Source organism: Glaciimonas sp. GG7, from assembly GCF_052976905.1.
This window is the reverse complement of the sequence record NZ_JBRIIQ010000013.1, coordinates 28,545-43,023: the sequence shown is the minus strand read 5'-3', so window position 1 is coordinate 43,023 and position 14,479 is coordinate 28,545. Positions and strand designations below refer to the sequence as shown.

The window sequence follows — 14,479 nt, the reverse complement described above, 5'->3', positions numbered from 1 at the left end:
GTCTCCGACTCAGTAGTTCTATGCCGAGTACCACGGACAAGCACGAATCGATCAAGCACGAATCGATCCGGCCGATTAATAATTGTGCGGATCGGATGGCGGTGTTGGCAGCGCTGGAGGCGGTTAGTCTGGTAGTGGAATTTGATGAAGATACGGCGCTGGAAGTGGTGCAAGAAGGCCGGCCCGGCGTGTATGTCAAAGGCGGGGACTACCAAATGGATGCGATTCCTGAGGGGCAGGCGGTATTGGCGTATGGCGGTAAAGTCGTGGCGATTGCTTTTGAACATGATCGGTCGACTAGCAAATTATTGTCTAAGGTCCGTCAGGGTTCTTGATTGGAGGGGCAGAAGTATTGCGGGTTTGCGGGCTGACTATTAAAAAATGGACTAACTGAGTTAGTCCATTTTTGCGTTTGGATGGTTGTTAGTGTTGATGCGGGGCTTCAGACTTGGCTGTTAAGTCATCAACACTAACAGAGACTTCGATTTTCCCCGCTTTTTGAAACGTCAGTGTCATGGGAAATTTGTCGCCCACTTTGAGGGGCTTGGTGAGCCCCATCAGCATGATGTGATAACCGCCGCCGGGTGCCATGACGAGTGTGCTCATCGGATGCAATTCTACTTCTCCGACTTCGCGCATTTTCATGACATTACCTTCCATCTTCATGTCGTGGATCTCGACCGATTTTGCGGCGGGTGAGGTGGCGCTGAGGAGTTTGTCGGTGTCGTTTCCCGTATTTTGTATGCTCAGATAAGCGCCGCCGGCAGGCTGACCGGGAACCGTGGCGCGCGCATATGGATGATCGACTTTAAGTGTACCGATTTTGTAATCGTGAGCATAAGCCGATACGCTAAACGCCAGTGCAAAAAGGGAAGCGGTGATGCGTGGAAACATAATGATCCTTTGATTAAATACGCTTTGAAATACAAAAAATAGAACGCTGAGGAAGCAATAAAGTTTCCGAATTGCAACGTCAACGCCCTAATAGTAGCTCCTCATGTTCCTGTTTGTGCTTATGTTTATCCTTAAGTGCCACCGGCGAAGCCATTTTGACGCCAGGCTTCATAGACCACGACGGCGACGGTGTTGGAGAGATTCAAACTCCGATTGTCGGGGCGCATCGGTAGCCGGATGCGTTGTGTGGTCGGAAATGATTCGCGCAGGACGGGATTGAGGCCGCGGGTTTCGGAGCCGAAAACGAATATGTCGCCGGGCTCAAACGCGATGCTGGCGAATGGCGTACTACCGTGGGTGGTCATTGCGAACATCCGGCTTGGGTTGTAACCGGCTTCATTTTCAATCGACGTTATGAAAGCGGGCCAACTCGGATGCACTTTCATACTGGCGTAGTCGTGATAGTCCAGTCCGGCGCGGCGCATTTTTGCGTCATCCAGCGGGAAGCCGAGCGGCTCAATCAAGTGCAGCTGTGCGCCGGTATTGGCGCACAGGCGAATAATATTACCGGTGTTCGGCGGGATTTCAGGCTCAACTAATACGACGTGAAACAACGTTGTTCTCCTTCTATTTAGGTAATGTCCGTGCAAAGACGAAATTGGTGACGCGCACCGCCCCGAAACGCTTAAGCGTGCGAGCGAGTTCATTGAGTGTTTCAGCGGTGGTCATGACATCGTCAACTACGCCGACATGACGGCCGCGAATATGGGCAATTGCTTGCGGGGGAACAATGAATGCTTTGCGTAAATTCTGGCGACGATCCTGAGGGGATAGTTTTGCTTGTGGCAAGGTGTCGTGCAGGCGCTTGATGAGTGTTGGTTGTAGCGGCACGTTGAGCAGACGCGAGAGCGGTTTGGCGATTTCCAGCGCTTGATTAAAGCCGCGTTCGGCTAGCCGCCGAGGGCCAAGTGGCACGGTCGTCAGTATGTCGGGCAGATTATTGGCCATGGCTGGGCGTTGTAGTACGGCGTCGCGTAGCTTTCGGGCGAATATCGGTGCCAGAGCAAGTTGAGCGCCGAATTTTAATGCCAGTACGAGTTGATCGGCTGGTGGTGCGTAGTCGATGGCGACAATTGAGGCGTCAAAAGCGCGCGCTTGCTTAAGGCAGTCTCCGCATAGGGGAGCGGCTTTGCTTTCAATTGCGGGTAAGGGATTGGCGCACTGCTGGCAACGGACTCTTGTATACGACAGATATTGTTGATCGCATGGAGTGCAAATGGCGTCTCGACCGATATGGCCGCACAGCGCGCAGCAGGATGGAATGCCTGTCAGTAAGCGTGCAGATAGTTGTTGCGACCAGCGCAGTAGGGGGATGCGCATGAATGATAAAGAGAATTGGTATATTGGTTAGGGAGCGCTATGTCAGCATCGCGCATGTGGCAACGGTGTAAACTAGCGGATTATCGCATTTCATTTTGATCGTTTGATTTTAATGCCTATCTTATCCTCATCTTCTCTATCTAATATGCCTTCGTCCGACGTTGCCAGCGACACCCATCTGAGTGCGCCCATAGATTTGCATCGGGTACGTGAATTGTTCGCCCAGCCTGAACGGGTACGTGAATCCGAGTTTTTACGCCGCGAGATTTCGACGCGAATGCATGAGCGTTTAGCACTAGTAAAGATAGCGCCGCAGCGTGTGCTGGATGCAGGGTGTGGGAATGGTCCTGATATATATACATTGCAACAACGTTTTGCGCAGGCACGAATAATGGGACTCGATGCGTCGCATGGGATGTTGTCGGCAGCGCAAGAGCAACAAAATGCGGCGCAGTCCTCGGTGAATCGCTTGCTCAAGAAGTGGATGCCTATTAAGAGTAAGGGACTCGACTCCGATCTGCTCTGCGGCGACTTCGCGGCGCTACCATTGGCGCGGGATGCCGTTGATTTGGTCTGGTCAAATCTGGCATTGCATTGGCATCCGCAACCGGATCGTGTTTTTGCTGAATGGCGGCGTGTATTGCGTGTTGACGGATTATTGATGTTTTCCTGTTTTGGACCGGATACCATCAAGGAGCTTCGCGGCGCTTTTGCTGCAGTCGATGATGCTCCGCATGTATTACCTTTCGTTGATATGCATGATTTTGGCGATATGCTGGTCAACGCAGGCTTTGCAACGCCGGTCATGGACATGGAAACGATTACCGTGACCTACGATACTGTTGAGAAACTACTTGCTGATGCGAAGGCCTGCGGCGGCAATCCTTTAGCTACGCGTAGCCGCGGGTTACTCGGAAGAGCAGCATGGCAACGCTTAGTGGATGCCCTGGAGGCGACACGAAGGACTGATGGAAAATTGCCGCTAACATTTGAAATTATCTATGGCCATGCGTTTCGTCCGCGCCTGAAAAAAGCGGTCAGCGGCGAGTCTGTTGTGCGATGGGATTTGGATAAAAAAAGATAATTCAATTTATATTAAAAACAGCTTGCTAGTGGTTGGATGTGTTGCTATAGTTCGGCCTCTGTTGAAAAGGACGCGAAATAAACGAAACGGCGCAAGCGGTTTTGGTGCGAAATTGGAGGCGGAACGAGATTGTAAAAGTGGGTGTTTTAAGTGGGAAAGTTAGGTTGATTTAGTTTTAGATTGTTAATCAGAAAGTTGATTAAAATGATTTAAAAAGAGGTTGACGCAAAGCTTGAAACGCCACATAATCTCATCTCTCTGCTGCTGACGAACAAAACGCTTTGTCAGTGCTGCGAACACTTCGGTGTAACGCAAAGTAGGGTCAGTTCTTTAACAATTAACAGCCGATAAGTGTGGGCGTTTAATGAAAGTGCAGCGCAGATGACTTCGGTCATGTGCGTATAGCTTAAAACATTAAATGTTCACAAAAGAAGAAAAATAGGATGTTGTTCAGCAATGGATAACAGACTGTCAGTATTTTGAGTGAGCGATAGCAGGACTGTTAAAAGTTCAGCTAGGCAGCAATGCCACAAAACAGAGATTAAACTGAAGAGTTTGATCCTGGCTCAGATTGAACGCTGGCGGCATGCCTTACACATGCAAGTCGAACGGTAACAGGGAGCTTGCTCCGCTGACGAGTGGCGAACGGGTGAGTAATATATCGGAACGTGCCTGGTAATGGGGGACAACTAGTCGAAAGATTAGCTAATACCGCATACGCCCTACGGGGGAAAGAGGGGGATTCGCAAGAACCTCTTGTTATCAGAGCGGCCGATATCTGATTAGCTAGTTGGTGGGGTAAAGGCTCACCAAGGCATCGATCAGTAGCTGGTCTGAGAGGACGACCAGCCACACTGGGACTGAGACACGGCCCAGACTCCTACGGGAGGCAGCAGTGGGGAATTTTGGACAATGGGCGCAAGCCTGATCCAGCAATGCCGCGTGAGTGAAGAAGGCCTTCGGGTTGTAAAGCTCTTTTGTCAGGGAAGAAACGGTTTGGGCTAATACCCTGGGCTAATGACGGTACCTGAAGAATAAGCACCGGCTAACTACGTGCCAGCAGCCGCGGTAATACGTAGGGTGCAAGCGTTAATCGGAATTACTGGGCGTAAAGCGTGCGCAGGCGGTTATGTAAGACAGGTGTGAAATCCCCGGGCTTAACCTGGGAATGGCATTTGTGACTGCATGGCTAGAGTGTGTCAGAGGGGGGTAGAATTCCACGTGTAGCAGTGAAATGCGTAGAGATGTGGAGGAATACCGATGGCGAAGGCAGCCCCCTGGGATAACACTGACGCTCATGCACGAAAGCGTGGGGAGCAAACAGGATTAGATACCCTGGTAGTCCACGCCCTAAACGATGTCTACTAGTTGTCGGGTCTTAATTGACTTGGTAACGCAGCTAACGCGTGAAGTAGACCGCCTGGGGAGTACGGTCGCAAGATTAAAACTCAAAGGAATTGACGGGGACCCGCACAAGCGGTGGATGATGTGGATTAATTCGATGCAACGCGAAAAACCTTACCTACCCTTGACATGGCTGGAATCCTTCAGAGATGAGGGAGTGCTCGAAAGAGAACCAGTACACAGGTGCTGCATGGCTGTCGTCAGCTCGTGTCGTGAGATGTTGGGTTAAGTCCCGCAACGAGCGCAACCCTTGTCATTAGTTGCTACGAAAGGGCACTCTAATGAGACTGCCGGTGACAAACCGGAGGAAGGTGGGGATGACGTCAAGTCCTCATGGCCCTTATGGGTAGGGCTTCACACGTCATACAATGGTACATACAGAGGGCCGCCAACCCGCGAGGGGGAGCTAATCCCAGAAAGTGTATCGTAGTCCGGATTGTAGTCTGCAACTCGACTACATGAAGTTGGAATCGCTAGTAATCGCGGATCAGCATGTCGCGGTGAATACGTTCCCGGGTCTTGTACACACCGCCCGTCACACCATGGGAGCGGGTTTCACCAGAAGTAGGTAGCCTAACCGTAAGGAGGGCGCTTACCACGGTGGGATTCGTGACTGGGGTGAAGTCGTAACAAGGTAGCCGTATCGGAAGGTGCGGCTGGATCACCTCCTTTCTAGAGTTAGTACGGACATTAAGCGTCCACACTTATCGGTATGTTAGTTATAAGAAGAACAGTCATCATTAGGTAGTTGCTAATCAGGACGGGTCTGTAGCTCAGTTGGTTAGAGCACCGTGTTGATAACGCGGGGGTCGTTGGTTCGAGCCCAACCAGACCCACCAGAATCCTACTTGATAACGATACGATTTATAGGGGGGCTTAGCTCAGCTGGGAGAGCACCTGCTTTGCAAGCAGGGGGTCATCGGTTCGATCCCGTTAGCCTCCACCATTTACTTTACTTGGCGCAACGCTGGGTAGATAGGTAAAAAATCAAACCTAAGTCAGTATTTCCGCGGAGTTGTAGCGTGAAATAGAGAAGCGATTTAGGTTTGATCTTTTTAAGATCATTGGCTGTTTGTTCTTTAACAATTTAGAAGAAGTAAAGATTCGTCCGCAATGCGACAGCATTGTGGATGGGTATGATTGTATCAAATCAAAAAGTATTAAAGAGTTCTCAAAAGAGTCTACGAAAGTAGGCAAATGCGAAAACGCTTTGGATACGGCAAACGCTAAAGTAATACTCATTAGTAATATTCTATAACCGGTTTTTAATCGTGAACGCGATTAGAGGCTAACGTTATAGGGACAAGTGAATAAGTGCACATGGTGGATGCCTTGGCGATTACAGGCGATGAAGGACGTAGTAGCTTGCGATAAGCTGCGGGGAGCCAGCAAACAGGCTTTGATCCGCAGATTTCCGAATGGGGAAACCCACCCTTTATGGGTATTGCACACTGAATACATAGGTGTGCAAGGCGAACGTGGCGAACTGAAACATCTAAGTAGCTACAGGAAAAGAAATCAACCGAGATTCCCAGAGTAGTGGCGAGCGAAATGGGAACAGCCTGCACGATTTAGCATCAGCGATAATGGAACACTCTGGAAAGTGTGGCCATAGAGGGTGATAGCCCCTTACATGAAATCGGTGGTGTGGAACTAAGTGTGCGACAAGTAGGGCGGGACACGTGTAATCCTGTCTGAACATGGGGGGACCATCCTCCAAGGCTAAATACTCGTAATCGACCGATAGTGAACCAGTACCGTGAGGGAAAGGCGAAAAGAACCCCGGAAGGGGAGTGAAATAGATCCTGAAACCGTGTGCATACAAACAGTAGGAGCGGACTTGTTCCGTGACTGCGTACCTTTTGTATAATGGGTCAGCGACTTACATTCAGTGGCAAGCTTAACCGTATAGGGAAGGCGTAGAGAAATCGAGTCCGAATAGGGCGTTCAGTCGCTGGGTGTAGACCCGAAACCAAGTGATCTACTCATGGCCAGGATGAAGGTGCGGTAACACGCACTGGAGGTCCGAACCCACTAATGTTGAAAAATTAGGGGATGAGCTGTGGGTAGGGGTGAAAGGCTAAACAAACTTGGAAATAGCTGGTTCTCTCCGAAAACTATTTAGGTAGTGCCTCAAGTATCACCATCGGGGGTAGAGCACTGTTATGGCTAGGGGGTCATTGCGACTTACCAACCCATTGCAAACTCCGAATACCGATGAGTGCGAGCTTGGGAGACAGACGCCGGGTGCTAACGTCCGACGTCAAGAGGGAAACAACCCAGACCGCCAGCTAAGGTCCCAAAGATTGGCTAAGTGGCAAACGAAGTGGGAAGGCTAAAACAGTCAGGAGGTTGGCTTAGAAGCAGCCATCCTTTAAAGAAAGCGTAATAGCTCACTGATCGAGTCGTCCTGCGCGGAAGATGTAACGGGGCTAAGCCAGTCACCGAAGCTGCGGATATCAATTTATTGATATGGTAGGAGAGCGTTCTGTAAGCCTGCGAAGGTGTCTTGTAAAGGATGCTGGAGGTATCAGAAGTGCGAATGCTGACATGAGTAGCGATAATGGGGGTGAAAAGCCTCCACGCCGTAAGCCCAAGGTTTCCTGTTCAACGTTCATCGGAGCAGGGTGAGTCGGCCCCTAAGGCGAGGCAGAGATGCGTAGCTGATGGGAAGCAGGTTAATATTCCTGCACCGTCGTGTGATGCGATGGGGGGACGGATCGCGGAAGGTTGTCCGACTGTTGGAATAGTCGGTTTTTGGCTCAGAGAAGGCTGTTAGGCAAATCCGGCAGCGTAATTCAAGGGGTTGAGACGAGTGAATTTATTCACGAAGCAATTGGAAGTGGTTCCAAGAAAAGCCTCTAAGCTTCAGTCACACGAGACCGTACCGCAAACCGACACAGGTGGGCGAGATGAGTATTCTAAGGCGCTTGAGAGAACTCGGGAGAAGGAACTCGGCAAATTTGTACCGTAACTTCGGGATAAGGTACGCCCCGGTAGCTTGACTGGCTTGCGCCAGAAGGGTGAAAGGGCTGCAATAAAAAGGTGGCTGCGACTGTTTAATAAAAACACAGCACTATGCAAACACGAAAGTGGACGTATATGGTGTGACTCCTGCCCGGTGCTGGAAGATTAAATGATGGGGTGCAAGCTCTTGATTGAAGTCCCAGTAAACGGCGGCCGTAACTATAACGGTCCTAAGGTAGCGAAATTCCTTGTCGGGTAAGTTCCGACCTGCACGAATGGAGTAACGATGGCCACACTGTCTCCTCCCGAGACTCAGCGAAGTTGAAATGTTTGTGATGATGCAATCTACCCGCGGCTAGACGGAAAGACCCCATGAACCTTTACTGTAGCTTTGCATTGAATTTTGAACCAATCTGTGTAGGATAGGTGGGAGGCTTTGAAGCGTGAACGCTAGTTTGCGTGGAGCCAACCTTGAAATACCACCCTGGTTTGTTTGAGATTCTAACCTTGGTCCGTTATCCGGATCGGGGACAGTGCATGGTAGGCAGTTTGACTGGGGCGGTCTCCTCCTAAAGTGTAACGGAGGAGTTCGAAGGTACGCTAGGTACGGTCGGACATCGTGCTAATAGTGCAATGGCATAAGCGTGCTTAACTGCGAGACTGACAAGTCGAGCAGGTACGAAAGTAGGACATAGTGATCCGGTGGTTCTGTATGGAAGGGCCATCGCTCAACGGATAAAAGGTACTCTGGGGATAACAGGCTGATTCCTCCCAAGAGTTCATATCGACGGGGGAGTTTGGCACCTCGATGTCGGCTCATCACATCCTGGGGCTGTAGCCGGTCCCAAGGGTATGGCTGTTCGCCATTTAAAGTGGTACGTGAGCTGGGTTTAAAACGTCGTGAGACAGTTTGGTCCCTATCTGCCGTGGGCGTTGGAAATTTGAAGGGGGCTGCTCCTAGTACGAGAGGACCGGAGTGGACGAACCTCTGGTGTACCGGTTGTCACGCCAGTGGCATTGCCGGGTAGCTAAGTTCGGAAGAGATAACCGCTGAAAGCATCTAAGCGGGAAACTTGCCTTGAGATGATATTTCCCGGGAACTAGATTCCCCTAAAGGGTCGTTCGAGACCAGGACGTTGATAGGCTGGGTGTGGAAGCGTAGTAATACGTTAAGCTAACCAGTACTAATTGCCCGTGCGGCTTGTCCCTATAACCTTAGCAGGTTATAGGTAAGCTAATGAGATATGTGTTTGCCTGAAAAGTGCAATCATACCCAGCAGTGCCTTCCACACCCTTGGGAGGCACTGCAGTAATACAAAACTTTACTTCTTCTAGATTGCGTTTGGTGTTGCCCCATTGGGAACACTCGACACGACAGTTTATGCCTGATGACCATAGCGAGTTGGTACCACCCCTTCCCATCCCGAACAGGACCGTGAAACGACTTTGCGCCGATGATAGTGCTGCAACCAGTGTGAAAGTAGGTCATCGTCAGGCTCTTATTAGAAAACCCTCCCAGAGATATCTGGGAGGGTTTTTGCTTGGCGACCAGCGCTTTGCACGTAGAGAGCGACCATCCTCTTGAATGACCTTGCAGCCATCGTAAGCGTGACTCCAGCGGTCGCGGTAGGGACGGCTGTTACCAGCCGCCCCCGCACAGATCCGTACTTGCAGCATTACCGCATACGGCTCCTACCAAAGGTGTTGACGTAAAATCGCTCTGACGGAAATGGATGTGTGTGGTGGTCAAGTAATTTCGGACACAACAATAGGTTTTTTTTCTGCCATTTTTCGCTCGTAGGCGACGGGCGACAGATTTCCCAATACTGAATTGAATCGCTCGGTGTTATAGAACCCGACAATGTAAGCAGTAATGTCTTTGCTAGCCTCCGCGTGGTTGGCATATTGGCGTTGCCAGACGCGTTCCATCTTGAGATTGAGGAAGAAGCGTTCAGCAACGGCATTGTCCCAGCAGTTTGCACGGCGGCTCATACTGCAAACAAAGCCATGTTCATCGAGAAGGCCCTGGTAGAGCTGGCTGGCATATTGGCTGCCGCGATCGGAATGGACAATTAGCCCGGAGGCTGGTTGTCGTTGCGCAATCGCCATGTTCAGAGCAGCACAAACCAGTTCTGCTGGCATGCTCGGAGCCATCGCCCAACCGACTATTTTGCGTGCGAACAAATCCAGGACGATGGCCAGATACAGCCACCCGGCACCAGTACGGATGTAGGTAATATCAGTGACATACGCCAAGTCTGGTGCAGCAGGATTGAACTGCCGGTTGAGGATATTAGCGGCTACTGGCAAGTTATGTTTGCTGTCTGTTGTGTGGATAAACTTACGTTTCCAAACGGGTTTTAAGCTGGCTCGGCGCATCAGGCTACGTATCTTGTAGCGACCGATCACAAAGCCTTGATTCCTCATTGCGGTGACCAACCGACGACTGCCATAGCTTTGATGGCTGGCCATAAAAGCAGCCTTCAGGTGAACGCTTGTTTTACACAAAACCGGTTTAGCAGCACGATGCTGTGCCTCGTAATAGCCAGAACGACTCACGCTCAGGACGCGGCAGCAGTGTTTTACCGGGAAGGCCTTCTCTTGCAGTTGACGAATGAGTTGATAGCTCATTTCATTTCCCGGGCAAAGAAGGCCGATGCTTTTTTTAAGATATCAACATCCTGGCGAAGTTGGCGATTATCGTTTTCTAATTGTCGTATCCGTTGCTGCTCGGAGGTCAGCGGTAATCCTATCCCCGGCTTGCCGTTCTGCTCAGCGCCGTACTGCGTTACCCAACGACGAATTGCTGTGGTGCCTATGTTCATACTGGCGCTGACATGTTGAATACTCAGGCCTTGTTCTTTGATCATCCGCACGACTTCCAGCTTCAGGCTGCTGTCGTAATTCTTATGTTGCTTTGACATTTATATTTCCTCAGTTGATGGATTATCCACCCATTGAGGTGTCCGGAAAAATTAGACCACAGCAGGTTTCAGTGGTGTGCTGCAGGCGGACGCATTTGCAGGCTACGATAAAATCTTTACCGATGGCCGCGTCAAAGAAGTCGCCTGCATGGCGCATGCCCGGCGAAAGATGCATGATCTGCACGTCCGTAAAGCGACACCGACAACGACCGAAGCGCTGCGCAGAATCGGTGAGCTTTATGCGATTGAAGCGCAGATCCGCGGTCAGCTTCCTGATGAACGACAACGCATACGACAACAACAAAGCCGTCCGCTACTCGATCACTTTGAGAAATGGTTACGCGAACGGCTGTTGACGCTCTCGACCCAGTCAGATACGACCAAGGCGATCAATTACATGCTCAACCAGTGGCAGGCCCTGGTGTATTACTGTGATGATGGCATCGCCGAAATCGACAACAATATCGCCGAGAATGCATTGCGAGGAGGTTGCCTGGGGCGTAAAAACTTCTTATTTCTGGGGGGCGACAGCGGCGGAGAGCGCGCGGCTGCCATGTACTCACTTATCGGATCGGCCCGCATGAACGGACTTGATCCGCAAGCCTATTTACGTCATGTCTTCACCTACATCGCTGATCATCCGATTAATCGGATTGACGAATTGCTGCCGTGGAACGTCGCCCATTTATTGCGCACGCGATCTGAATAAACACGATGTCAGTCAGATACGGCTGTCAAGAACGGTGCTGGAGTCACGCTTACGATGATCACGTTACACGGTAGCTTGGATATATCCATGGTTCTTAAATGTGTATTTCTTTGTAAAATCATTCGTGTTTTAAGTGAGTTACGATAAGCTTAAAGACTATTTAGACTATTTAGACTGTTGATGATTAAAGAGAAACCATATATGAAAAAAATAGTACTTCTATTTGCACTGAGTATGATTTTTCTTAATGCTCAAGCGGCTGACTGGGAGGTTGTTGGTCAGAACGATGCATCTAACTTGAAGTTAGATAAGGATTCAATTAAAGAAATAAATGGTATTAAACAAGTCTGGTCGATGTGGAACTTTCAAGAGCCGCGCAAAAATGCCGGAGATATTGGATTCCCAACGTTTAAATCTTATAAAGACTTGACTGAGTACAATTGTGCGGCGAAAACAATGCGTTTGACAAAAGAAATTTTGTATCAAGGAAATGATGGTGCTGGAGACATGCGCGATCATTCCGATGCACTTAAAAACAGTAAATTTGTGACGCCTATAAAGGATTCTTTGGCCGATGGAATTATGCGAAATTTCATTTGTACTGGTACTTAGCAATGGGGCGGTAAATCCATTGATATGCTAAGAACCAGCCTCGAATTCAAAGAAACAGGTCGGCTAGATTGCGTTGTTTACCCAAGGCCAGCTCGAAGCAGTCCATGCGTTAGAATATTTGATGGACAACATATCAAAGTGAGGCGGACTGTCTCAGGAACTTCCTGAACGCCTTAGCGTTATGACAGCCCGTGTCTGCACATCGTTAAAAGTGTGCTGGACTGTCCCAGTCAATTCGAATCATATTCACGCAGGCTATGGAGAGTCAGCTTGAGAAAACTCTTTTAAGAACGTTTAAAAGTGATAAGCGGCGCGTATCACGGCAAAATTGGCGCCACTATTTGGTTTTTTGATGCTGCCGTTCGAAAAGTGCTGCAATTTCAGTCCGATATCGATACCGTTACTAAACACATAACCAGCACCCAGATGATCGCCGAACTCGAACGCGGTTGAAAAACGTCGGCTATTGTTATTGTATAAATGAGACATTAAATGGATGCCTATCCCTGCCTCCGCGTAGAGTCCTTTTTTATCGTCGCTCTGAAAGCGAAATACGGGAGTGAAACCAATATCAGTCAAAGTCTGATGCCGGTTAACTATGTTTTCATATTGATTCTCTCGAAACTGCGCCAAACTCAAGTCCCAATAACCGCCGATGTGCGTGCCGTTTGATTGCCACCATTTACTTCCCCAATCCCACTGGGCAGCCACGCGTACTAGTTGGCTTTTATTGCCCGTCCCCAATTCTAAAGAAGCTGAGTCTGGTGCGTAATTGATCGCATGGGCTGTATGTGCGCTAGCTAATAAATATCCGATTGCCAGTACTTTAAAACCCATTTGTTTTTTGTGCATAAAGACTTTCGACGAAAAAAGACAAGAATAGTTAAGAAAGCTAAAGAAGTAATCAAGTCAGACTCCAGACATACTGTCATGGATAGCCATTGGTCCCTTCGGGCAATGCTGACAACCGAATCATTCCACCATAAGCCACAATAGCACTACGCATAGCGTGTAAAAACACTTTACTATTATGCATCGAACTTACCGGGTTTTAAATCCAAGTCACGATTAAAATTCTTTGAGCTCCACAATAACTATTCGGCCTATTTTAAATACGCTTCCGCCAAATTTACCCAATAACTGCCACCAATCGGCAGTAACGCATCATTAAAGTCATAGCTGGCATTGTGCAGGTTGCAAGGACCTATGCCATGACCACCATCACGATGGTCGCCAGTGCCGTTCCCCAAAAATACGTAGCAGCCGGGTTTATGTTGCAGCATAAAAGAGAAATCTTCTGCGCCCATTGTCGGCTCAACCGTCGCGTCCACATTGTCAGTACCTGACATCGCCAGCATCACCGAAACGGCAAAAGCAGTTTCTTTGGGATGATTGATCAGCGGTGGATAATTTCGATGAAAACGAAAATCAACTTCCGCCCCAAATGCTGCCACAGTGTGTTGCGCAATCTCGCGCATACGCTGCTCAATGAGATCGAGCACGGCGACAGAAAATGTACGGACAGTCCCGATTAATGTTGCCTCATCAGGAATAACGTTGGTGGCACTGCCTGAATGAATCTGGGTGATAGACAGGACCGCGGAGTCATTGGGATTGACATTACGGGCGACGATCGTTTGCCAGCTTTGGGCTAGTTGCACGGCGACCATGACTGGATCGATGCTTTTGTGGGGCTGGGCTGCATGTGAGCCTTTACCTTTGATAATGACTTCAAACTCATTGCTGGATGCCATCATCGGTCCCGGCGTGACACCGAATTTACCTGTGGGCATGCCTGGCCAGTTATGCATGCCGAATACAGCTTCCATCGGGCATTGTTCAAATAATCCGTCATCGATCATGCGTTGGGCACCCGCACCGCCTTCTTCAGCCGGTTGAAAAATCAGATAAACCGTGCCGTCAAAATCGCCGTGCAGAGATAAATGATGCGCAGCGCCAAGTAGCATGGCGGTGTGACCATCATGTCCGCAAGCGTGCATCTTGCCGGTATGCTGAGATGCATGGGTGAAGGTATTTATTTCTTGTACTGGCAGCGCGTCCATATCAGCACGCAGGCCAATGGCACGATCACTGTTACCTTTTTTGATGATGCCAACGACGCCTGTGACGCCTATTCCGCGGATCACCGGAATATGCCATTCGGCCAATTTCCCTGCGACGACGTCGGCGGTTCGTTGCTCTTGATAGCAAAGCTCGGGATGCGCGTGCAAGTCGTGGCGGATTGCCTGAATTTCAGTATGGAACTGAATAATCGGGTCGATCAATTTCATCATTTTCTCCTGAATCATTAGCTGTCATCGGGCGCAAAATCGGACATTAGTTACGCCTGTGAATTGTGTATCTTACCTTTACTCCGGCACGCAGTGTTCCAGTATCAGATCGGACATTCAATGCACTCCGAAATAACGCCAAAGCAGGGCGGTAATATAGGCTCAGGTTTGTTAAAGTAATGCTCTCCCGTTTTTACTACGCCAGCCTTAATCA

General features: G+C 49.6%; 9 protein-coding genes, 2 tRNA genes, 3 rRNA genes and 1 pseudogene. 9 read left to right on the top strand and 6 right to left on the bottom strand.

Going from position 1 to position 14,479, the window contains the following annotated elements:
- Window positions 1-335 (top strand): D-glycero-beta-D-manno-heptose 1-phosphate adenylyltransferase (locus ACVBEF_RS05605; RefSeq protein WP_447122949.1); only part of this gene is annotated, 335 nt, incomplete at its 5' end.
- An 88-nt stretch (window positions 336-423) separates the two neighbouring features.
- Here ACVBEF_RS05605 and ACVBEF_RS05600 read toward each other — a convergent pair.
- The 3 genes from ACVBEF_RS05600 to ACVBEF_RS05590 all read right to left on the bottom strand — a co-directional run bounded on the left by ACVBEF_RS05600 (window position 424) and on the right by ACVBEF_RS05590 (window position 2,274).
- Window positions 424-894 (bottom strand): copper chaperone PCu(A)C, encoded by a 471-nt coding sequence (locus ACVBEF_RS05600; RefSeq protein ID WP_447122948.1) that lies wholly within the window; start codon window positions 892-894, stop codon window positions 424-426.
- A gap of 131 nt (window positions 895-1,025) precedes the next feature.
- Window positions 1,026-1,508, bottom strand: coding sequence for a tRNA (uridine(34)/cytosine(34)/5-carboxymethylaminomethyluridine(34)-2'-O)-methyltransferase TrmL (gene trmL / locus ACVBEF_RS05595; protein ID WP_447122947.1), 483 nt, complete (start codon window positions 1,506-1,508; stop codon window positions 1,026-1,028).
- Window positions 1,509-1,521: 13 nt separating this feature from the next.
- Window positions 1,522-2,274, bottom strand: a complete 753-nt coding sequence (locus ACVBEF_RS05590) for a phosphoribosyltransferase family protein (protein ID WP_447122946.1) — start codon at window positions 2,272-2,274, stop codon at window positions 1,522-1,524.
- Window positions 2,275-2,419: 145 nt separating this feature from the next.
- On the opposite strand from ACVBEF_RS05590, the gene ACVBEF_RS05585 reads away from it, so the two are divergent.
- From ACVBEF_RS05585 to rrf, 6 genes are all read left to right on the top strand, one after another.
- The gene (locus ACVBEF_RS05585) at window positions 2,420-3,358 is read left to right on the top strand and encodes a methyltransferase domain-containing protein (protein ID WP_447122945.1); all 939 of its coding nucleotides are present in this window, start codon (window positions 2,420-2,422) and stop codon (window positions 3,356-3,358) included.
- 543 nt (window positions 3,359-3,901) lie between these two features.
- Window positions 3,902-5,434, top strand: a 16S ribosomal RNA gene (locus tag ACVBEF_RS05580).
- A 90-nt stretch (window positions 5,435-5,524) separates the two neighbouring features.
- A tRNA-Ile gene (locus ACVBEF_RS05575) sits at window positions 5,525-5,601 on the top strand.
- Window positions 5,602-5,632: 31 nt separating this feature from the next.
- Window positions 5,633-5,708: transfer RNA gene (locus tag ACVBEF_RS05570), tRNA-Ala, on the top strand.
- Between the two features lie 354 nt (window positions 5,709-6,062).
- Window positions 6,063-8,938 (top strand): 23S ribosomal RNA (locus ACVBEF_RS05565).
- Window positions 8,939-9,113: 175 nt separating this feature from the next.
- Window positions 9,114-9,226 (top strand): 5S ribosomal RNA (gene rrf, locus ACVBEF_RS05560).
- The 16S, 23S and 5S rRNA genes sit together here with 2 tRNA genes alongside, the layout of an rRNA operon.
- A 249-nt stretch (window positions 9,227-9,475) precedes the next feature.
- Here the strand turns inward: rrf and ACVBEF_RS05555 are convergent.
- Window positions 9,476-10,653, bottom strand: a protein-coding gene (locus ACVBEF_RS05555) for an IS3 family transposase (protein WP_447122149.1) whose coding sequence is annotated in 2 segments (ribosomal slippage) — window positions 9,476-10,386 and window positions 10,386-10,653 — 1,179 coding nt in all. Because the reading frame shifts where the segments join, the coding sequence is not laid out codon by codon here.
- 61 nt (window positions 10,654-10,714) lie between these two features.
- Here ACVBEF_RS05555 and tnpC point away from each other — a divergent pair.
- A pseudogene (tnpC, locus tag ACVBEF_RS05550) lies at window positions 10,715-11,362 on the top strand (IS66 family transposase); the annotation flags it as partial.
- A gap of 201 nt (window positions 11,363-11,563) precedes the next feature.
- A complete protein-coding gene (locus tag ACVBEF_RS05545; RefSeq protein ID WP_447122944.1) occupies window positions 11,564-11,974 on the top strand; it encodes a surface-adhesin E family protein in 411 nt (136 codons plus the stop codon).
- Window positions 11,975-12,268: 294 nt separating this feature from the next.
- Here ACVBEF_RS05545 and ACVBEF_RS05540 read toward each other — a convergent pair whose 3' ends face one another.
- A complete protein-coding gene (locus ACVBEF_RS05540; protein ID WP_447122943.1) occupies window positions 12,269-12,826 on the bottom strand; it encodes an acyloxyacyl hydrolase in 558 nt (185 codons plus the stop codon).
- Between the two features lie 251 nt (window positions 12,827-13,077).
- Complete coding sequence (locus tag ACVBEF_RS05535) at window positions 13,078-14,265, bottom strand: M20 aminoacylase family protein (RefSeq protein ID WP_447122942.1); 1,188 nt, start codon at window positions 14,263-14,265, stop codon at window positions 13,078-13,080.
- Window positions 14,266-14,479: the final 214 nt, after the last annotated feature.